This is a genomic window from Pseudomonas sp. PME37.24/006 (assembly GCF_055556635.1).
Genome location: NZ_JBVHNL010000002.1, coordinates 198,044 through 215,862, shown reverse-complemented (window position 1 = coordinate 215,862; position 17,819 = coordinate 198,044). Strand labels below are relative to the sequence as shown.

Genomic DNA, 17,819 nt, shown 5'->3' with positions numbered 1-17,819 from the left:
GGTGGCCGCCCACGCCAGCGCTGCGATGGAAAGCAGCACACTGCGCATCGAACAGATGTGCTGCCCGACAGAAGAAGGCCTGATTCGCGGCAAGCTGCAGCACCTGCCCGAGGTGCACGCCATGCGTTTCAACCTGCTCAACCGCACGCTGCTCGTCGAGCACCAGGCGGGCGCCGCGCCCTTGCTGGTCAAGGCCATCGCCAGCCTGGGCATGCAGGCTGTGCCGCTGGCCGCGGAGACTCGAGTGCGCATCGAGCAGATGGACTGCCCAACCGAGGAGCGCCTGATCACCGACAAGCTCGCCCGGCAGCCCGGCATCGAAGCACTGCAATTCAATCTGATGCAGCGGGTGCTGACCATTCGCCACAGCCCGGATGCCCTCGAGCCGGCGTTACAGGCCATACGTGAGCTGGGTTTCACCCCGCAGCCCGAAGGCGACGACAGCCAGCCAATCACTGCCGAGCCGCCCAGCGGCGGGCTACCTTGGCGGCTGATCGGGGCTGGCGTAGCGGCTTTCATGGCCGAGCTGGTGCACTTCACCGACACCGCGCCGGAGTGGGTGGTCGCGCTGATCGCGCTGGGTGCGATCCTTACGGCCGGGCTCGATGTCTACAAGAAAGGCTGGATCGCCCTCAAGAATCTCAATCTGAACATCAATGCGCTGATGAGCATCGCCGTGACCGGCGCCGTACTGATCGGCCAGTGGCCGGAAGCGGCAATGGTCATGGTGCTGTTCGCCATCGCCGAACGGATCGAGGCGAAATCCCTGGATCGCGCGCGCAACGCTATTCGCGGCCTGATGGCACTGACCCCGGAGCAGGCCACGGTGCGTCAGCCCGACGGCAGTTGGCAGACAATGGAAGTCACACAGGTTGCCATCGGCAGCGTGGTTCGGCTGCGCCCCGGCGAACGCATCGGCCTAGATGGGCAGGTGCTCGAAGGGCACTCGACGGTCGACCAGTCGCCGATCACCGGGGAAAGCCTGCCCATCGAGAAAAGCGTGGGCGATACCCTATTCGCCGGCACCATCAACCAAAGCGGCGCACTGGACTACCAGGTCAGCGCCGCCGCCAGCAACAGCGCGCTGTCACGCATCATCAAGGCAGTGGAAGAAGCCCAGGGCGCACGGGCACCGACCCAGCGTTTCGTCGATCGTTTCGCCCGCATCTACACCCCGCTGGTCTTCCTGCTCTCCCTGGCCGTGGCAGTGGTGCCGCCGCTGCTGATGAATGGTGATTGGTTCGAGTGGGTCTATCGCGCGCTGGTTCTGCTGGTGGTCGCCTGCCCTTGCGCGCTGGTGATTTCCACGCCGGTAAGCATCGTCAGCGGTCTGGCGGCGGCGGCGCGCAAGGGCATCCTGGTCAAGGGCGGCGTGTACCTGGAGAACGGCCGGCACATCACCCACCTGGCGCTGGACAAGACTGGCACCCTCACCCACGGCAAACCGGTACAAACCGACTATCAGGCCCTGGAAGGCGATGCCGATGCCTGCCGCAAACTTGCGGCCAGCCTGGCCGCCCGTTCCGATCACCCAGTGTCTCTGGCAGTCGCCAAGGCGGCGCAGGAGCAAGGTGTCGTTCTCGATGAAGTGCAGGCATTCGAGGCGCTGCCTGGGCGCGGTGTAAGCGGTGTGATCGATGGCCAGCGCTACCAGTTGGGCAACCATCGTCTGCTCGAAGAGCTGGGCCTGTGCTCGCCGGAGATCGAAATCCGACTCGATGGGTTGGAACGTGAAGGCAAGACGGTGATTCTGCTCAGCGACGATAAACGCGCCCTGGCGCTCTTCGCGGTCGCCGACACGCTCAAGGCCAGTAGCCGTGAGGCCATCGCCACCCTGCATGAAATGGGTATCAAGACCCTGATGCTCACCGGTGATAATCAGCACACCGCCCAAGCCATCGCCGCTCAGGTCGGCATCGATGAAGCCCGCGGCGACCTGCTGCCCGCCGACAAGCTGGCGACCGTCGAAGGTCTGCTCAGTCAGAAAGGCGTGGTCGCCATGGTCGGCGACGGCATCAACGACGCCCCTGCCCTGGCCCGCGCCGATGTCGGCTTCGCCATGGCGGCGATCGGCACCGACACGGCCATCGAAACCGCCGACGTGGCGATCATGGACGACGACCTGCGCAAAATTCCGGCGTTCATTCATCTGTCTCAGCAGACGGCCGCGATTCTCAAGCAGAACATCGTGTTGGCGCTGGGTATCAAGGCGGTATTTCTGGGTTTGACCGTGAGCGGCCACGCCACCATGTGGATGGCGGTGTTCGCTGATGTCGGCGTAAGTCTGCTGGTGGTGTTCAACGGGCTGCGGTTGTTGCGCAAGTAAATATCGAGAAGGCCGAACTGCGTAGGATGGGTGCAACCCATCGGCAATTGATGGGTTTCACCCATCCTACGCGGCTGCCTATCCCACGGACTTATCGTGGGAGCGCGCCATGCGCACGACAGCCTCGCGGGCATGGACTAGGCGTCCCCGCCTGCTCCCACATGGATTGCAGTCGCTCTCTAGATTAATCGGCAAGGATGGGTCGGGCCACGTAGGTCAAACCCATCAAAAGAAGGCGATCAGCCCAGCATGGTCACGTGTTTTGGGTGGCTGGCGACACGCGCCAGCCAGGCGTTGACTGCCGGATAAGCACTCAGGTCGAAACCGCCTTCGTGGGCCACGTGGGTATAGGCGTACAGGGCGATATCGGCGATGGAATAACGGTCGCCGACCAGATACGGGGTCTGCTCCAGCTGCCGTTCCATGACTCGCAGCGCCTTGTGGCCGCGCACCTGGCACACCTTGTATTCTTCGGCGCGTGCAGCCGGCATGCCTTCGAGCCACTGAATGCGACGAGCCACGGCAATGTAGGGCTCATGGCTGTACTGCTCGAAGAACTGCCACTGCAGCACCTGGGTGCGCAGGCGTGGTTCGGTCTGTAGGAACTCGCTGCCATCGGCGAGGAAATTGAGAATGGCGTTGGACTCCCACAGGTACGAGCCGTCTTCCAGCTCCAGCACCGGAATCCTGCCATTGGGGTTCTTGGCCAGGAACTCGGGGCTCTGTGTCTCGCCCTTGAAAATATCGATCGGTACCCATTCGAACGGCTTGCCGAGCAGGGTCAGCATCAGCTTGACCTTGTAGCAGTTGCCAGAGCGGTAGTCGCCATAAACCTTGTACATGTTCGCCTCCTGAATCCCGATGCCTCTTTAGCCAATAGTCACGCCGCGTTCGCGGCCAGTCCCTGACGCACCACACCTGCCAGCCGGCGCAGCCCTTCACCCAGACGCTCCGGTGCCACGTGGCTGAAGTTCAGCCGCAGGTAACCGTGCTCGCGATCCGGGTCGATGAAAAACGGCTCGCCGGGCATGAATGCCACGTTCTGGGCCAGCGCCGCGTCGAGCAGCAGACGGGTGTCCTGGGGCTGCTTGAGGCGCAGCCAGAAGAACAGACCGCCCTGGGGAATCTGCCACTCAGCCAGATCACTGAAATGTTCGACGAGCGCCGCCTGCATCGCATCACGCCGCAAGCGATAGAAATTTCGCAGCTCGGCCAGATGCTCGGCGTAGCGCTCGGTGCCCAGCCATTGCAGCGCTTGCCACTGGCCCACGCGGTTGGTATGCAGATCCGCCGATTGTTTGAGACGCAGCAGGTGCGGGTACAGATCCGCCGTGGCGATCAGGTAACCGACGCGCAGCCCAGGCAACAGCGTCTTCGAGACAGTGCCAGTGTAGATCCAGCTGGCCTTGCGCAGGCGACTGACGATCGGCGTGGCGCTACCAGCGTCGAACACCAGCTCGCGGTAGGGCTCATCCTCGATCAGCGTCACCTCGTAACGATCCAAGAGGGCCGCCACAGCGTCACGCTTGGCCTCGCTGTAGCGCACGGCGCTGGGGTTCTGGAACGTCGGGATCAGGTAGGCGAACGCCGGGCGCTGGCGCTCCAGCTGCTCTTCGAGTGCCTGCAATTGCGGGCCATCGGCCTCCTGCGGCACGGCGATGCAGTCAGCGCCGAACAGCTGGAAGGCCTGCAGGGCAGCCAGGTAGGTCGGCGCCTCAAGCAGTACTTTGGTGCCGGGATCGATAAACAGTTTGCTGGCCAGGTCGAGGGTCTGCTGCGAGCCGCTGACGATCAGCACCTGGCTCGCCTCACACGGCACGCCCAGCGCTCTCGCTTCGGCGGCGATGGCTTCACGCAGCGCCGGCTCTCCCTCGCTCATGCCGTACTGGCCCATGCTGACGGGCATCTGCGACCAATCGAGCGCTGGCAGCATCTCCTCGGCAGGCAGGCCACCGGCGAACGACATCACCTCCGGACGCTGAGCGGCAGCGAGAATTTCGCGGATCAGGGAGCTTTTCAGACGGGTGATGCGTTCAGAGAAGGCCATGGAGGTCACCGGGTGATAAGTCGGGAGAATTGAGTCAAACTGGTTGACCGAAAGTACGACGCTCGAGACATATACGTCAATATGATTGACCTTAAAAATTCAGCTGCTCAGCAAGCAGCCATGGAAGCCTTCTTCTTTGGTTACCAGGCGTTCACCGCCAAGGCCGACGAAATGCTCGCGCGCCGGGGACTGTCGCGAGTGCACCAGCGCATCCTGTTTTTCATCGCCCGCCACCCCGGGTTGAGCGTCAAGGAGTTGCTCGGCTACCTCGGCGTGAGCAAACAGGCGCTGAGCATTCCGCTGCGCCAGTTGCAGGAAATGAATCTGGCGCAAAGCGTCCCCGCCGAAGATGACAAGCGCAAACGCTTGCTCGGTCTCACTGCCGAGGGCGCCAATCTGGAGCGGGCGCTGCGCCGCGAGCAGGTAAAACTGCTGCAGCGCGCCTTCGACGAAAGCGGCAAGCACGCGGTGGATGGCTGGCTGGCAGTGAACAAGGCATTGAGCGGTACAGGTCGAACACCGGAGTGATGGGCACGCAACTGTATGGTTGCTTATAGCCGCCGCTGTACCGCGACGGCCACGCTGGCAGCCCTTATCGTGGCGGCTCAACTTCGAGACTTCGCCATGACCCCGGAACTGCTGATCGCCTTCATCGCCTTTGCCTTCGTCACCTCGGTGACGCCTGGCCCCAACAATATGATGTTGCTCGCTTCCGGGGTGAACTTCGGCCTGCGTCGCAGCGTGCCGCACATGCTCGGTATCAGCCTCGGCTTCATGGTGCTGGTGATGTGCGTAGGATTCGGCCTGGGCCAGGTGTTCGAGCAAGTGCCGGCGCTGTACACCGTACTGCGCTACCTGGGCGCGGCCTACCTGCTCTACCTGGCCTGGAAGATCGCCGGCTCTGGTGCTCCGGACAGCACGGGGGGCGAACGCGGCAAGCCTTTCACCTTTCTCCAGGCCGCCGCCTTTCAGTGGGTCAATCCCAAGGCCTGGGTGATGGCCATCGGCGCTATTACCACCTACACGCCGCAGGAAAATTTCCTGGTCAACGTGCTGCTGATCGCCGGGCTGTTCGCGCTGGTCAACTGCCCGAGCGTGGGGCTGTGGACGGTGGCAGGCTCGCTGCTGCGCAACTGGCTGCGTAACCCCCGCGTGCTGCGCGCCTTCAATATCGGTATGGCGGTGCTGCTGGTGGCCTCCCTGTACCCGATCTTCGCCGACATGAAAGGAGTGCTGTGATGCTCGAAAGCAGCCGCCCTCGCCTGCGCCCGCTGGCCGACACCTCGACCTCCGCCGTGGTAGCCGGCTTCATCGGCATGCTCACGGGCTACACCAGCTCTCTGGTGCTGATGTTCCAGGCGGGCCAGGCTGCCGGGCTCAGCGCCGGGCAGATTTCCTCGTGGATCTGGGCGCTGTCGATCGGCATGGCGGTGACCTGCATCGGTCTGTCCCTGCGCTACCGCGCGCCGATCATGGTCGCCTGGTCGACCCCCGGCGCGGCATTGCTGATCACCAGCCTGCCCGGCGTGCCTTACAGCGAGGCCATAGGCGCCTACATCTTGTGCTCCGCACTGATTCTGGTCTGCGGCCTGACCGGCAGCTTCGACCGCATCATGCGGCGCATCCCCGGCTCCATCGCCGCCGCTCTGCTGGCCGGCGTGCTGTTCAAGATCGCGCTGGAAATCTGCGTGGCCGCCGAGCAGCAGCCCCTGCTGGTGATCGCCATGCTGTTCGCCTACTTGCTGGGCAAACGCCTGCTGCCCCGCTACGCCGTACTGGCTGCGCTGCTGGTTGGCTGTGTGCTGGCTGGCACCCTGGGGCTGCTGAATTTCTCCCAGTTCGAGCTGCAGCTGGCGACCCCGGAATGGACTACACCGAGCTTTTCCATCGCTGCAGCGATCAGCATCGGCATCCCGCTGTTCATCGTCGCCATGGCCTCGCAGAACCTGCCGGGTATGGCGGTGCTGCGCGCCAATGGCTACGACGTTCCAGCCTCGCCGCTGCTCACTACCACCAGCCTGGTGTCGATCGTGATGGCGCCCTTCGGCTCCCACGGTATTCACATGGCAGCCATCAGCGCGGCGATCTGCGCCGGCCCCGAGGCCCATGAAGATCCGCGCAAGCGGTACACGGCAGCAATCTGGTGCGGGGTGTTCTATGGCATCGCCGGGCTGTTCGGCGCCACCCTCGCCGCCCTGTTCGCCGCCTTGCCCAAGGCGCTGATCCTGTCCATCGCCGCACTGGCATTGTTCGCCTCGATCATTGGTGGCCTGACCCAGGCCATGAGCGAACCCAAGGAACGCGAAGCGGCGCTGATCACCTTTCTTGTCACCGCTTCGGGGATGACCCTGTTCGGGGTGGGGTCGGCGTTCTGGGGCATCGTCGCAGGCTTGCTGACCCTGGCGCTGCTCAATGGCGGCAAACGTGCCTGAGCGGCGATGAACATATTAAGGCCCCAGACATGCCGTTGAGCTTTCACAAGATGCACGCCAACGGCGATGACTTCGTGGTGGTCGACTCACGCAACTCGACCAACCCAGTGGCAGGCGCCCTGGCTCGACGCCTGGGTGATCGCAACTGCGGCATCGGCTTCAATCAACTGGCGGTAATACTTGATTGCGCTGATGCCGACGCACGCCTGACGTTCTGGAACGCCGATGGTTCGATGCTGGATGCCTGCGGTAGCGCGACGCGCGGCGTTGCAGACCTGCTGATGCGCGAGTCGAACAGCACCAGGCTGGTACTGCGCAGCAACCGTGGTCTGCTGACCTGCGAGCGGATCAGCAATGGAGCCATTGCCGTGAGCATGGGGGAGCCGCTGTTCGACTGGGCGGATATCCCTCTGGCAGAGGAGCACGACACCGCAGCTTTGCCGCTCGCCGGCGCCCCAGCGGCCTGCAGCATGGGCAATCCGCACTGCACCTATTTCGTCGATGACCTGGCAGCGCTGGATATCGCCACACTCGGGCCGGCGCTAGAGATCAACCCGCTGTTCCCCCGCAAAACCAACGTGCACTTCGTGCAGATCATCGACCGCAAACGCATCAGGCTGCGCATCTGGGAACGCGGCGGCGGCATTCCCCTCGGCTCAGGGTCTTGCTGCTGCGGTGCCGCGGTCAACGGCATGCGCCGCGGCCTGCTGGACGACACCGTCGACGTGGAATGTGATGGCGGAACAGTGACGGTTCACTGGGATGGCAGCGGCCCGGTATTTCTCACCGGGCCGGTAGCGCACTGCTTTTCCGGCGTTATCGCAGATAGCGTATTGGCCAGTACGCCCAGCACCGAACTACCTGAGGCCCATACCCGAAGCGCTCATTTCTAGGCACTACGCTCAGCCTCCGTCGCCAGCTGCTTGCCATGGGCCGCATTCACCCACCAGCCGAACGCCGCGGCGGTGAAGAACATGATGATGCTGTACAGCGCAGCGGGAATCGCCATGGTGCTGTTGTTCAGCAATACCGGGCTGAGCGCCAGGGCGATGGCCAGGGTGCCGTTGTGGATGCCGATTTCCATGCCAATGGCGATGGCCTGCCGCAGGCTGAGCTTGAGCAGACGTGGCACGAAGTAGCCCACCGCCAGGCTCAGCAGGTTGAATGCCAGGGCCGCGGCACCGACTACCGGCGCGTAATCGAGCACGGTCTGCCAGTCCTTGACCAGTGCCAGGATGATGATCAGCAGCAGGAACAGCGCCGAGATGATCTTCACCGGGTTTTCCATACGCATGGCGAAACCGGGAAAGCGGCTGCGCAGGAACATACCGATGGCCACCGGCCCCAGCACGATGGCGAAAACCTGAACCACCTTGGCGAACTGCAGTGGAATCGCCTGATCCCCCTCCATGAAGTAGGCCAGCGACAGGTTGACGATGAAGGGCATGGTCAGCACTGCGACGACCGAGTTCACTGCAGTCAGGGTGATGTTCAGTGCGACGTCGCCATGGGCCAGGTGGCTATACAGATTGGCGGAGGTACCACCGGGCGACGCGGCCAGCAGCATCATGCCCACGGCCAGGGCTGGCGCCAGGCCGAATGCCTGCACCATGAAGAAACAGGCCACCGGCAACAGCAGCAATTGGCAGGACAGGCCGATCAGCACTGGCTTGGGGTACTTCACCACCCGGGCGAAATCCGCCAGGGTCAGGGACAAGCCCAGGCCGAGCATGATGATGCCCAGAGCCAGGGGAAGAAACACGCTCAGCAAAGGACTTGCAGTCATCGATACATCTCCGTGGTCAGACTTCCGTGATCCTGATCCACACTGTAGCGGGCAATCGTCAGCCCGCGCATGGGGCGTTGCAGCAAACCCAGCCCCATCAGTTCGATGGATCGATAGACATTCGGCCACTGCGACATCCTTGTCCAATACCCCGGTGAGGATTATCACCACTGCTTATTTCAACGGAGGTTTTTCCATGTCCACTCAGCTCAACCGCCAGTTTCTGCTCGCCAAGCGCCCGACCGGCATGGTCAGCCGCGATACGTTCGATTACGTGGAAAAACCGGTCGGCGAACCTGGCAGCGGGCAGATACTGGTCAAGAACCTCTACCTGTCGCTGGATCCGGCCATGCGCGGCTGGATGAACGAGGGCAAGTCCTACATCGCGCCGGTTGGCCTAGGCGATGTGATGCGCGCGCTTGGCGTCGGTGAAGTGATTGCGTCCAACCACCCGGACTATGCCGTCGGCGATCACGTCAACGGCGCCCTGGGTGTGCAGGACTACTTCCTCGGCGAGCCTAGGGGCTTCTACAAGGTCGATCCGCAGCGTGCACCCTTGCCGGTCTACCTGTCGGCCCTCGGCATGACGGGCATGACCGCTTACTTCGCCCTGCTCGACGTCGGCGCGCCGAAGAGCGGCGACACCGTGGTGCTTTCCGGTGCAGCCGGAGCGGTGGGCAGCATTGCCGGGCAGATCGCCAAGCTCAAGGGCTGCCGGGTCATCGGCATCGCCGGTGGCGCGGAAAAATGCGCCTACCTGACCGATGAACTGGGCTTCGATGCGGCCATCGACTACAAGAGCGAGTCGCTGCCCGAGGCGCTCAAGCGCGAGTGTCCGAAAGGCATCGATGTGTACTTCGACAACGTCGGTGGCGACACCCTGGATGCAGTACTCGGCCGCCTCGCCCCCAAGGCGCGCATCGTCATCTGCGGCGCCATCAGCCAGTACAACAACAAGGAAGCGGTCAAGGGTCCAGCCAACTACCTCTCCCTGCTGGTCAACCGCGCACGCATGGAGGGCTTCGTGGTGATGGATCACGCGGCCAACTTCGCCAGTGCAGCGGCAGAAATCGGCGGTTGGCTGGCCAGCGGCAAGGTCAAATCCAAGGAGCACGTGGTCGAGGGCCTGGAAACTTTCCCGGAAACCCTGCTCAAGCTGTTCAAAGGTGAAAACTTCGGCAAGCTGGTGCTCAAGGTCTGAGACCCGCTCGGCGAGCGGCACTCCTGCCGCTCGCCGGTGACGACTCGCAACCTGTACGCAGTGATAACAAACCAAAAAAAGATGGCTATGAGCCATTAAATGGCTTGAGTCGTTGCTGACAGTTCGGGTAGTTTCGCCGCCATGCTGTTCGCCCATCGGGGCCGGCTGATCCTTCACGCCAGGAGCCCTGATGGAACTCGTCTTCACTGTCATCGCCATCATGCTGGTAGGTGCCGCCTACCTACTGTTTCACTATCTGCGCGGCGGTGCGGCGCAGTGCCGTCGGCCCATAACCGAATGGCTGGCGAGCTACCAGACATCCAGCCCGGTTGAGCAGCACGAGATGGCTGAAGTGCTGCTGCGGCGATCCATGCGCTTGGCGGCCAATATGGGCGTGCAGATTGACCTCGATGACCTGATCGCCAACGGTAAGGAACCTACCGAGCTGATCGCCGCGTGGCAGGCTCGACTGCCCAGCGTCATACCTGCGGCCTATCTACCAGGCACCCCGGCGAGTACCGTCGGCGCCCTGCTGTTGATTCAGCAGGTCGAACCCTCGCGTTTTCACGAATTGCTCGGGCAGTCCGCTGCAGGCTGAAACAAGTCAGTCCCTGGCCATCGGCAACGATAGCGAACGGAGTTCCGAAGCATCGATACGCCGCCGATCGGCGAGCGGATCGATGATTGCGCAGAACGTCAAAGGCTGCGCATGAGGATGATCGGCAAGGCGGTGAACAGTGCGGTGACCAGAAGCAGAATCAGCAGCAGATCCAGGCTATAAAAAGTCACGTCATCCTCCAGGCGAGCATACATGGTGCTCGCATCAGGTTTAACAGCTCAGTACCGCGTACGCGGCAAGAGTGCCATTGACTCGCGGCACAGCAGGTCGCGTCCGGTGTGACTGAACGTCACCTGAAGCCCTCGCCGCTGATCGCCTGTACACCATAGCTCAGACCTCCGTTTGTCACACGCTGGCGCGCCGCCAGAGGAAAACCGGCGGACCATTGATGGGAACTTCTCAGCCCTGAGGCCTACAGAAACCTGTATCGGCTTTATCAGGAGAACCCCGAATGGAACAGTGGAACATCTGGTTCGATCGCGAATTATGGCTCGGCGTCGGCATCGTGGTGATCGCTACCGCCGTGATCTACACCGTGCTGCGCACCGTAGTCGGCATCGTGCACAAGCGCCTTGTCACGTGGTCAAAAGGCCAGGACGGCAACTGGCAGCATTTCGTCGCAGTGGTGATCGGGCGTACCAGCCGCTTGCTGCTGCTCGCCTTCTCGCTGCTGCTGGCCCTGCGCCTGCCGGATCTGCCCGGCAGTTGGCAGGCCGCCCTGAGCCACACCTGGTTCGTCGCCCTCGCCCTGCAGATCGCTCTGTGGGTGGATACCGGCGTGCGCCTGTGGGCGCGCAGCCTGGTCGTCGGCAAGAATGGCAGCATCGGTTTCAACCCGGTGATGACCACCATCATCAGCATCATGGTGCTGATCGTGGTGTGGTCGGTAATGCTGTTGTCGATCCTCGCCAACCTGGGTGTGGATATCACCGCCTTGGTGGCCAGCATGGGTGTCGGCGGTATTGCGATTGCCCTTGCGGTGCAGACGGTACTCGGCGACATATTCGCCTCGCTATCGATTGGCGTCGACAAGCCATTCGAGATCGGCGATTTCGTGGTGTTCGGCGAAGTGGCCGGGAGCATCGAACATATCGGCCTGAAAACCACGCGCATCCGCAGCCTCAGCGGCGAACAGGTGGTGTGTGCCAACGCCGACCTGCTGCGCCAGATCGTGCACAACTACAAGCGCATGGACACGCGACGCATCGTCTTCAAATTCGGGGTCAGCTACGACACCCCGAGCGACAAGGTTCGCCAGGTATCGGAAAAGGTCGGCGACATCATCCGTGCCACCCCCAAGGCCAAATTCGACCGCGCGCACTTTCTCGGCTTCGACGAGAGCCAGCTGACCTTCGAAGTGGTCTACATCGTGCAGAGCTCGGACTACAACCAGTACATGGACATCCAGCAGGAGATCAACCTGCAACTGCTCGATGCCCTGCGCGAACTGGATGTGCGCTTCGCCCTGCCGCGTCGCGATCTGCGTTTGGTGGGTGAAAAGATGCCGACGCTGAAAGTCGCCGGTTTGCCGCAGCACGAACAGCAGGACGATTCGGCCGAGCGCGATCAGCGACTGCCACGTTTCAGCTGAAGCCAGTGGGTGGAAAACCGTAAAGGTTCTCCACCCGCCATGGCCAACGCCTCGCTGTCGAAAGCCGTCGTTGCCCGGCCTAGCGGCAACCCGTCATGCGGTTGCAGTTGACCCGGTCTCTCTCGCCCTTGGAGCTGGAAAGCCGGCTAACCACGTTCCAGCCGATCCGCCGGCTGGAACCCACCCACAGCTCACCATTGCTGCTGACACCGGTGAACAGCTGCAGGCGCCCATAGGTGGTGCTGGTCTGCGCCCAGGTCTGCCCGCTGATGACATCGAAGCCACGCATCAGCGTGTCGTTACCGCGCTGAACGATGCCGTAGTGATTGCCGAAACGATCCGTGCAATTGAGCATCGTGGCACTGCGAGTGCAGCCCATGGCGTCGCCAGGCAGCGTAAAAGCGGCATGAGCAGACGACGTAAAAGCCAACAACAGAAAACCACCCGCCGCTAACTGACGAAACAACAACACAAGCATCTCCAAGGGGGTTCATACACGTTTCTACTGAACCACGTTCTTACCCTATGGCTAGCAGCAATCTATTCAAGCCTGGCTATTCTCCAAAAAACCAATCCCCAGGCTGATGAGTTTGGTCATGTTTTCCAGTGTTTGCGCACCATCGGGATGGGTGCTTATTGAGGCGATGGTGGAGTGTGCATAGGTGGCCGACAATTCTCGATAGGCACTGTCATATCGTGAGCCCAGCAGCATGACGTCGGGCGCCTCCTCAGCACCTGATTGCTGATCCTCATCGGTAACCATTCTGAGGGTTTTGGCGATATCATTCTTACCTTGCAACAGCAGAGTATCGAGATGCTCGGGTTTCTTGATCAAGGCTGCCAGATTGATCAGATGCTCGATAGCTATTCGGTTGACCGCTGCGGCCTCTCTATCGAAGTCATTGTTGATCAACAGCAGAACGGCATCCGAGTTGGAGATGATGTTTTCCAGAAACTTCAGCGCTACCTTCTCATGGGCGGCGATAAAACGACCCTCCAGCCGCTCAACCAACTCATTAGCGCTGAAGATCATATCCCTTAGCCTGACTCTTTCCTGTGTCATACGACCTCCTCGTTGCGAATTAATGATCCAACCGTCATTAGCGATCTGAAGTCTGTTCAACGCCACTCAGCTTAGAGCCTATTCGCCATCAAGGCGACGTTCTGCACCTGGGCGCTTTCGGCGGCGGTGACCGGTGTCGAGAGGCAGAAAGTGGTAGTAGCGAGCAGGCGTGGGTACAGCCTGTTCATCAGGGCTCTTTGAGTGAACTCATATGCCGGGCCAGACCGAAAGCAGCAGCCAGACCGATACAGACCAGCGCCCACCAGAGTACCTGCGGCGGCGCCTGATCAGCGGGCAGTAGCCGGCCGATCAGCACATTGCCGAACAACGCCGCCAGCCCGCCCACACCGGCGAAGAAGCCGTAATAGGCGGCTAGTTGCCCGCGCCGGGCGTAATGAGGCACGTGGGCCGACAGCAGCGGCAGCACCAGCAGGCTGCCGAGGCTAAGCAAAGCGGCCATCAGCAGAACCGCCCAATACGGGGTCAACAGACTGGCGAAAGGTTCGGCCAGCAGCGCGTAGCTAACCGCCATCAACGCCAGACCGAGGCCCATGCCCTGTCCCTCGCTGAGCCAACGCTGGCGTAGCGCGCTGAGGGGCATCTGCAGCAACACGCCGACCAACGCGGTGATAACGAATACCCGCGTGATCCATGCCTGCCCGCCGCCGTGGGCGTGGCTGTAGGCCGGGATCGCCAGATAAAGTGGATGGAACAGCAGTGGATAGGCTGCCGCCAACACGGCGAAGCGCAAGAATGGCCACTGCTGCAGCATGTCCAGGCACTGGCGCAGCATGGTCACCGGCTCGTCACCGGACACCAGCTCCTTGCTCGGCAGGAAGCGCCACTGCACCAGGGTCATGAGCAGAAACAGCCCGGCTGCCACGCTGCCGGATACCGCGAAATCGATGCCGATCAGCAGCAGACCTGCCAGCGGCCCGAGCAGCATGCCCGCGGTGCTGGCCATGTTCTGCAGAGCGAATGCGCGCTTGCGCTGCTGCATGTCCTGGCACTCGTCGGCCAGGTAGGCCTGGGCACAAGGCGTGAACAGCGCACCGGCGAAACCGCTAACGCAGGCGGCCAGCAGCAGAACCGCCAGGCTTTCCGAGAAGCCGAGCACGGCAAACCCCACGCAGCGCACCAGGCAACCGATGAGAATGGCGCGACGGTAGCCGATGCGGTCACCCAGCAAGCCACCGAACAGGAACAACCCCTGCTGGCTGAACACGCGGATGCCGAGCACCAGGCCGACCGCCCAACCCGCCAGCCCCAGGCTCTCGCTGAGGTGCCCGGCCAGATACGGCACCAGCATGTAAAAGCCGAAGTTGAACGCCAGGCTGTTGAGCACCAGCACCCGGGCGGCGGGTGACAGGCTGGCGAAGGTATCCAGCACTCGGCTCATGGCTGGCTCATTTACTCGCGCGCTGGACGATCTGCTCCAGCCGCTGCTTGGCCCGCGCCGGCAGTTGCGCGGGAATCTGCGCCTCACTGACCGGCTGATCACCGACCTGAATGAGCATCACCATACCCATCGCCAGGTGAGGAATGCACTGGATGCCATAGAGCCCTGCTTCACTGAAGGTCACTTCGACCTCTTCGTTGATCTTGCCCTTGAACGGCTCGGCCCCCTCCGGCAGGAATCCGGGGATGCTGGCGGCGTTGTGGGTCGGATGCGTGGCGATGAACTTGACGCTGTCACCTGGGGCAATGGCCAGAAAATCCGGTTCATAGACCATCGAACCGGACTCCCCACGGTTGAGCATCTTCACTTCGTGGATTTCGGCCAATGCCGGAGCTGCGAATACAAGCGTAGCGAGCAAAGCGAAGAACGGCGAAAAACGCATAAAAAGACTCGTTTCAGATAGGTTGAAAGCGCAGCACCCGGGCACCGTCTTCAGGGTCGACCAGGTAGCGGGCGCGTACGCCGAAGGTGTCGCGTAAACGGTCGGTGGTCAGCACCTCGGCCGGTGCCCCCAACGCCACCAGTCGACCACGCTCCATCACCCCGAGGCGGTCGCACTCAAGGGCCTGGTTGAGGTCATGCAAGGCGATCAGCGTAGTCACCGGCAGCGTGCGCACCAGATTGAGGATCGACAGCTGGTGCTGGATATCCAGATGATTGGTGGGTTCGTCGAGCAGCAGGATCTGCGGCTTCTGCGCCAGCGCCCGGGCGATGTGCACGCGCTGGCGTTCACCACCCGACAGGGTGCTCCAGGCCCGCTCCGGCATTTCCGCCATGTCCACATCGGCCAGTGCCTGAGCGACGATCTTCTCGTCCTCCGCCGACCAGGGCTGCAGCGCCGACAGCCAGGGCGTGCGGCCCAGCTCGACGGCATCGCGCACCGTCACCGCATCACCGGTGTCGGCCTGCTGCTCGACGAACGCCAACTGGCGGGCGACATCACGGCGACTCAGGCTACCCAGCAGCTTGCCCTGCAAGTGCACCTGGCCACTGCCCGGCGTGCGGATACCGGACAGCAGCTTGAGCAAGGTCGACTTGCCCGAACCATTGGGGCCGATCAGGCCGAGCGTCTCTCCCTGGCGCAGTTGCAGGTCGACGCCGGCGACGATCGTCTTTCCCTTCACCGACCAGCCCAGGTCGCTGCACTGCAGCACCGTACTCACCGCACCCGCCTCCCGCGTACCAGAATCACCGCGAAGGCCGGCGCGCCGATCAACGCGGTGACCACGCCAATCGGCAGTACCTGCCCTTTGATCACCGTACGCGACAGCACGTCGGCGGCGATCAGAAACACCGCGCCGGTCAGGGCTGCGACCGGCACCAGCCGGCCATGCCGCACGCCGACCAGCAGCCGTGCCGCGTGAGGAATCACCAGACCGACGAAACCGATGGAGCCGACGATCGACACCATCACCGCTGTGACCAGCGCCGCGCAGGCGATCAGCGTGGCCTGCACCCGGCGCACCGGCACGCCCAGCGACGCCGCCGATTCGGCACCGAAGGTGAAGGCATCCAGGGCGCGGGTATGCCAGGCCACCAGCAGCACCCCGGCCAGCGCCACGGGTACGGCCAGGGCGACATCGTGCCAGTTGACGCCGCTGAGGTTGCCGAGCAGCCAGAACATGATGCCCCGCGCCTGCTCGGCGCTGGCCGATTTGGTGATCAGGAACGAGGTGAGCGCGTTGAACAACTGGGAGCCGGCGATACCGGCAAGAATGATCTGCCCGGTGCCATTCAGCGCGCCGCCACCCGCTGCCCGCGCCAGCAAGGCGACCAGGCTGAAGGCGGCGATTGCGCCAATGAAGGCGCCCATCGAAAGCGACAGCATGCCCGCGCCGAGCCCCAGCAGCGCCACCGAAACCGCTCCGGTGGAAGCACCGGCGGAAATCCCCAACAAATAAGGATCGGCCAGTGGATTGCGCAGCAGCGCCTGCAGCACCACCCCACACACCGACAGCCCGGCGCCGCAACAGGCGGCGACCAGGGCGCGGGTCAGGCGGTAGTTCCAGACGATGCCCTCGTCGATCGGGTCGAGCAAGAAGCCCGTCCCGAACAGCTTGTTGGCCAGCACCTGAAAGACCACCGACAGCGGGATGCGGGTTTCACCCAGTGCCACACCGACGACCACCGCCACGGCCAGCAACAGCAGGCAGATGATGGTCAGCAGGAACAGGCGGGAGCCGCGAGCAATCATTTCTGCAGATCGAACCCATCAACGGCCTTGGCCAGGGTTTCGATGCCGGTGATCATGCGCAGCGAAGCCTGCATGCCGTCGGCATCGAGAATCACGATGCGACCGTTCTTCACCGCATCCATGTGTTTGGCGACTGGATCATTACGCAGGAACTCGAGTTTCTTCTCCACGTCGTCAGCCGGGAAACGGCGGCGATCCATGCGCGCGAGCACCAGCACGGTCGGGTTGGCCTTGGCCAGTGTTTCCCAGCCGACCGTCGGCCACTCTTCGCTGGACTCGACCACGTTGCGCAGGCCCAGCGACTTCATCATGGTGTCGGCAACGCCTTTCTGGCCGGCCATGTAGGGGTCGAGATCCAGGTCCGCGCTGGAGAACCAGAACGCAGCGGAGATTTGCTTGGCCTGACGCTGCTCGGCGTTGGCGACCGCTTTGCCGAGCCTGTCCTGCAGACTGGCGACCAGCTTGTCGCCCTCAGCCTGCACGTCGAAGATTTGCGCCAGTTGCTGCACGCTCTTGTACAGGCTGTCGATCTGGAAAGGCTGCAGGCGGGTACCGTCTGCACCGACCAGATTGTCCTTGCCCTCGCAGTCGGACGGCATGATGTAGGTGGGAATCTTCAGCTCGTGAAACTGCTCACGGGTGCCGACCACGCCCTGCTCGCCAACCATCCATTCGAACTGCACGGCCACCAGACCGGGGCGCTTGTTGATCACCGATTCGAAGCTCGGATCGTTATCGGCCAGCCGTTCGACCTTGGCGTTCTGCGCCTCGAACTCGGGCAGCACATTGCTGAACCACAACGAGGTGCCTACCAAGCGGTCGCCCAACCCGAGGGAATAGAGAATTTCTGTGCCGGCCTGGCCAATGGTTACGGCGCTCTTCGGCGCAGCGGCGAAGCTCAGCTCATGGCCGCAGTTCTCAAGGGTCAGGGGGTATTGAGTTGGGCTGGCGGCCAGCGCCATCGAAGACAGGCCAAGGGTGGCGGCCAGAACGGCAAAACGAGACACGGTCATGCGGGTGATCTCCCAATCAACAGATACGCATAAATGGCAGTGCGCAGGCTGGAGAACACATCACGCCAAGCGGCCATGGCCGCACCTG

At 62.7% G+C, this 17,819-nt stretch carries 18 protein-coding genes; 8 read left to right on the top strand and 10 right to left on the bottom strand.

What is annotated here, in order from left to right:
• Nucleotides 1-121: 121 nt before the first annotated feature.
• On the top strand, nt 122-2,326 hold the full coding sequence (locus ACZ3GY_RS06470) for a heavy metal translocating P-type ATPase (protein WP_465910010.1): 2,205 nt from the start codon (nt 122-124) through the stop codon (nt 2,324-2,326).
• Between the two features lie 239 nt (nt 2,327-2,565).
• On the opposite strand, the gene ACZ3GY_RS06465 is transcribed toward ACZ3GY_RS06470, so the two are convergent.
• Together ACZ3GY_RS06465 and ACZ3GY_RS06460 are read right to left on the bottom strand one after the other, a co-directional pair.
• Nucleotides 2,566-3,168, bottom strand: a complete 603-nt coding sequence (locus ACZ3GY_RS06465; protein WP_465909382.1) for a glutathione S-transferase family protein — start codon at nt 3,166-3,168, stop codon at nt 2,566-2,568.
• Nucleotides 3,169-3,206: 38 nt separating this feature from the next.
• Nucleotides 3,207-4,373 (bottom strand): aminotransferase-like domain-containing protein, encoded by a 1,167-nt coding sequence (locus ACZ3GY_RS06460; RefSeq protein WP_465909381.1) that lies wholly within the window; start codon nt 4,371-4,373, stop codon nt 3,207-3,209.
• Between the two features lie 81 nt (nt 4,374-4,454).
• Here ACZ3GY_RS06460 and ACZ3GY_RS06455 point away from each other — a divergent pair, with 81 nt between their 5' ends.
• From ACZ3GY_RS06455 to dapF, 4 genes are all read left to right on the top strand, one after another.
• The gene (locus tag ACZ3GY_RS06455) at nt 4,455-4,901 is read left to right on the top strand and encodes a MarR family winged helix-turn-helix transcriptional regulator (RefSeq protein WP_463564971.1); all 447 of its coding nucleotides are present in this window, start codon (nt 4,455-4,457) and stop codon (nt 4,899-4,901) included.
• 96 nt (nt 4,902-4,997) lie between these two features.
• Nucleotides 4,998-5,612, top strand: coding sequence for a LysE family translocator (locus ACZ3GY_RS06450; RefSeq protein ID WP_225832106.1), 615 nt, complete (start codon nt 4,998-5,000; stop codon nt 5,610-5,612).
• Complete coding sequence (locus ACZ3GY_RS06445) at nt 5,612-6,805, top strand: benzoate/H(+) symporter BenE family transporter (protein ID WP_463564972.1); 1,194 nt, start codon at nt 5,612-5,614, stop codon at nt 6,803-6,805. The genes ACZ3GY_RS06450 and ACZ3GY_RS06445 overlap by 1 nt, the downstream gene beginning before the upstream one ends.
• 29 nt (nt 6,806-6,834) lie before the next feature.
• The gene (gene dapF, locus ACZ3GY_RS06440) at nt 6,835-7,698 is read left to right on the top strand and encodes a diaminopimelate epimerase (RefSeq protein ID WP_465909380.1); all 864 of its coding nucleotides are present in this window, start codon (nt 6,835-6,837) and stop codon (nt 7,696-7,698) included.
• Here dapF and ACZ3GY_RS06435 read toward each other — a convergent pair.
• Complete coding sequence (locus ACZ3GY_RS06435; protein ID WP_465909379.1) at nt 7,695-8,591, bottom strand: bile acid:sodium symporter family protein; 897 nt, start codon at nt 8,589-8,591, stop codon at nt 7,695-7,697. The two genes, dapF and ACZ3GY_RS06435, sit on opposite strands and share 4 nt — an antisense overlap.
• A 196-nt stretch (nt 8,592-8,787) precedes the next feature.
• On the opposite strand from ACZ3GY_RS06435, the gene ACZ3GY_RS06430 reads away from it, so the two are divergent.
• The 3 genes from ACZ3GY_RS06430 (at nt 8,788) to ACZ3GY_RS06420 (ending at nt 12,002) form a co-directional block, all read left to right on the top strand.
• On the top strand, nt 8,788-9,792 hold the full coding sequence (locus ACZ3GY_RS06430) for an NADP-dependent oxidoreductase (protein WP_225832099.1): 1,005 nt from the start codon (nt 8,788-8,790) through the stop codon (nt 9,790-9,792).
• Nucleotides 9,793-9,982: 190 nt separating this feature from the next.
• Nucleotides 9,983-10,390, top strand: coding sequence for a hypothetical protein (locus ACZ3GY_RS06425; protein WP_465909377.1), 408 nt, complete (start codon nt 9,983-9,985; stop codon nt 10,388-10,390).
• Between the two features lie 472 nt (nt 10,391-10,862).
• The gene (locus tag ACZ3GY_RS06420; RefSeq protein ID WP_225832095.1) at nt 10,863-12,002 is read left to right on the top strand and encodes a mechanosensitive ion channel family protein; all 1,140 of its coding nucleotides are present in this window, start codon (nt 10,863-10,865) and stop codon (nt 12,000-12,002) included.
• A 79-nt stretch (nt 12,003-12,081) separates the two neighbouring features.
• On the opposite strand, the gene ACZ3GY_RS06415 is transcribed toward ACZ3GY_RS06420, so the two are convergent.
• From ACZ3GY_RS06415 to ACZ3GY_RS06385, 7 genes are all read right to left on the bottom strand, one after another.
• Entirely contained in the window at nt 12,082-12,474 is a 393-nt protein-coding gene (locus ACZ3GY_RS06415; protein ID WP_225832093.1) for a hypothetical protein, read from the bottom strand.
• A gap of 72 nt (nt 12,475-12,546) precedes the next feature.
• Nucleotides 12,547-13,065 carry a DUF5677 domain-containing protein gene (locus tag ACZ3GY_RS06410; protein WP_463564978.1) on the bottom strand — a complete coding sequence of 173 codons (519 nt, stop codon included), beginning with the start codon at nt 13,063-13,065 and terminating at the stop codon, nt 12,547-12,549.
• Between the two features lie 187 nt (nt 13,066-13,252).
• Nucleotides 13,253-14,464: an MFS transporter gene (locus ACZ3GY_RS06405; RefSeq protein WP_225832089.1), complete on the bottom strand. Its 1,212-nt coding sequence runs from the start codon at nt 14,462-14,464 to the stop codon at nt 13,253-13,255.
• 7 nt (nt 14,465-14,471) lie between these two features.
• On the bottom strand, nt 14,472-14,906 hold the full coding sequence (locus tag ACZ3GY_RS06400) for a pseudoazurin (RefSeq protein WP_465909376.1): 435 nt from the start codon (nt 14,904-14,906) through the stop codon (nt 14,472-14,474).
• Nucleotides 14,907-14,919: 13 nt separating this feature from the next.
• Entirely contained in the window at nt 14,920-15,687 is a 768-nt protein-coding gene (locus ACZ3GY_RS06395; protein WP_465909375.1) for an ABC transporter ATP-binding protein, read from the bottom strand.
• Nucleotides 15,684-16,718, bottom strand: a complete 1,035-nt coding sequence (locus tag ACZ3GY_RS06390) for a FecCD family ABC transporter permease (protein ID WP_465909374.1) — start codon at nt 16,716-16,718, stop codon at nt 15,684-15,686. Before ACZ3GY_RS06390 ends, ACZ3GY_RS06395 begins: the two co-directional genes overlap by 4 nt.
• Complete coding sequence (locus ACZ3GY_RS06385; RefSeq protein ID WP_465909373.1) at nt 16,715-17,731, bottom strand: ABC transporter substrate-binding protein; 1,017 nt, start codon at nt 17,729-17,731, stop codon at nt 16,715-16,717. Before ACZ3GY_RS06385 ends, ACZ3GY_RS06390 begins: the two co-directional genes overlap by 4 nt.
• Nucleotides 17,732-17,819: the final 88 nt, after the last annotated feature.

What these genes read in the sequence shown, in the direction of transcription:
- ACZ3GY_RS06425 (WP_465909377.1), top strand. Translation starts at nt 9,983, where the DNA reads ATGGAACTCGTCTTCACTGTCATCGCCATCATGCTGGTAGGTGCCGCC.
- ACZ3GY_RS06465 (WP_465909382.1), bottom strand. Translation starts at nt 3,168, where the DNA reads ATGTACAAGGTTTATGGCGACTACCGCTCTGGCAACTGCTACAAGGTC.
- ACZ3GY_RS06450 (WP_225832106.1), top strand. Translation starts at nt 4,998, where the DNA reads ATGACCCCGGAACTGCTGATCGCCTTCATCGCCTTTGCCTTCGTCACC.
- ACZ3GY_RS06470 (WP_465910010.1), top strand. Translation starts at nt 122, where the DNA reads ATGCGTTTCAACCTGCTCAACCGCACGCTGCTCGTCGAGCACCAGGCG.
- ACZ3GY_RS06435 (WP_465909379.1), bottom strand. Translation starts at nt 8,591, where the DNA reads ATGACTGCAAGTCCTTTGCTGAGCGTGTTTCTTCCCCTGGCTCTGGGC.
- ACZ3GY_RS06390 (WP_465909374.1), bottom strand. Translation starts at nt 16,718, where the DNA reads ATGATTGCTCGCGGCTCCCGCCTGTTCCTGCTGACCATCATCTGCCTG.
- ACZ3GY_RS06405 (WP_225832089.1), bottom strand. Translation starts at nt 14,464, where the DNA reads ATGAGCCGAGTGCTGGATACCTTCGCCAGCCTGTCACCCGCCGCCCGG.
- ACZ3GY_RS06385 (WP_465909373.1), bottom strand. Translation starts at nt 17,731, where the DNA reads ATGACCGTGTCTCGTTTTGCCGTTCTGGCCGCCACCCTTGGCCTGTCT.
- ACZ3GY_RS06430 (WP_225832099.1), top strand. Translation starts at nt 8,788, where the DNA reads ATGTCCACTCAGCTCAACCGCCAGTTTCTGCTCGCCAAGCGCCCGACC.
- ACZ3GY_RS06420 (WP_225832095.1), top strand. Translation starts at nt 10,863, where the DNA reads ATGGAACAGTGGAACATCTGGTTCGATCGCGAATTATGGCTCGGCGTC.
- ACZ3GY_RS06460 (WP_465909381.1), bottom strand. Translation starts at nt 4,373, where the DNA reads ATGGCCTTCTCTGAACGCATCACCCGTCTGAAAAGCTCCCTGATCCGC.
- ACZ3GY_RS06455 (WP_463564971.1), top strand. Translation starts at nt 4,455, where the DNA reads ATGATTGACCTTAAAAATTCAGCTGCTCAGCAAGCAGCCATGGAAGCC.
- ACZ3GY_RS06445 (WP_463564972.1), top strand. Translation starts at nt 5,612, where the DNA reads ATGCTCGAAAGCAGCCGCCCTCGCCTGCGCCCGCTGGCCGACACCTCG.
- ACZ3GY_RS06410 (WP_463564978.1), bottom strand. Translation starts at nt 13,065, where the DNA reads ATGACACAGGAAAGAGTCAGGCTAAGGGATATGATCTTCAGCGCTAAT.
- dapF (WP_465909380.1), top strand. Translation starts at nt 6,835, where the DNA reads ATGCCGTTGAGCTTTCACAAGATGCACGCCAACGGCGATGACTTCGTG.
- ACZ3GY_RS06400 (WP_465909376.1), bottom strand. Translation starts at nt 14,906, where the DNA reads ATGCGTTTTTCGCCGTTCTTCGCTTTGCTCGCTACGCTTGTATTCGCA.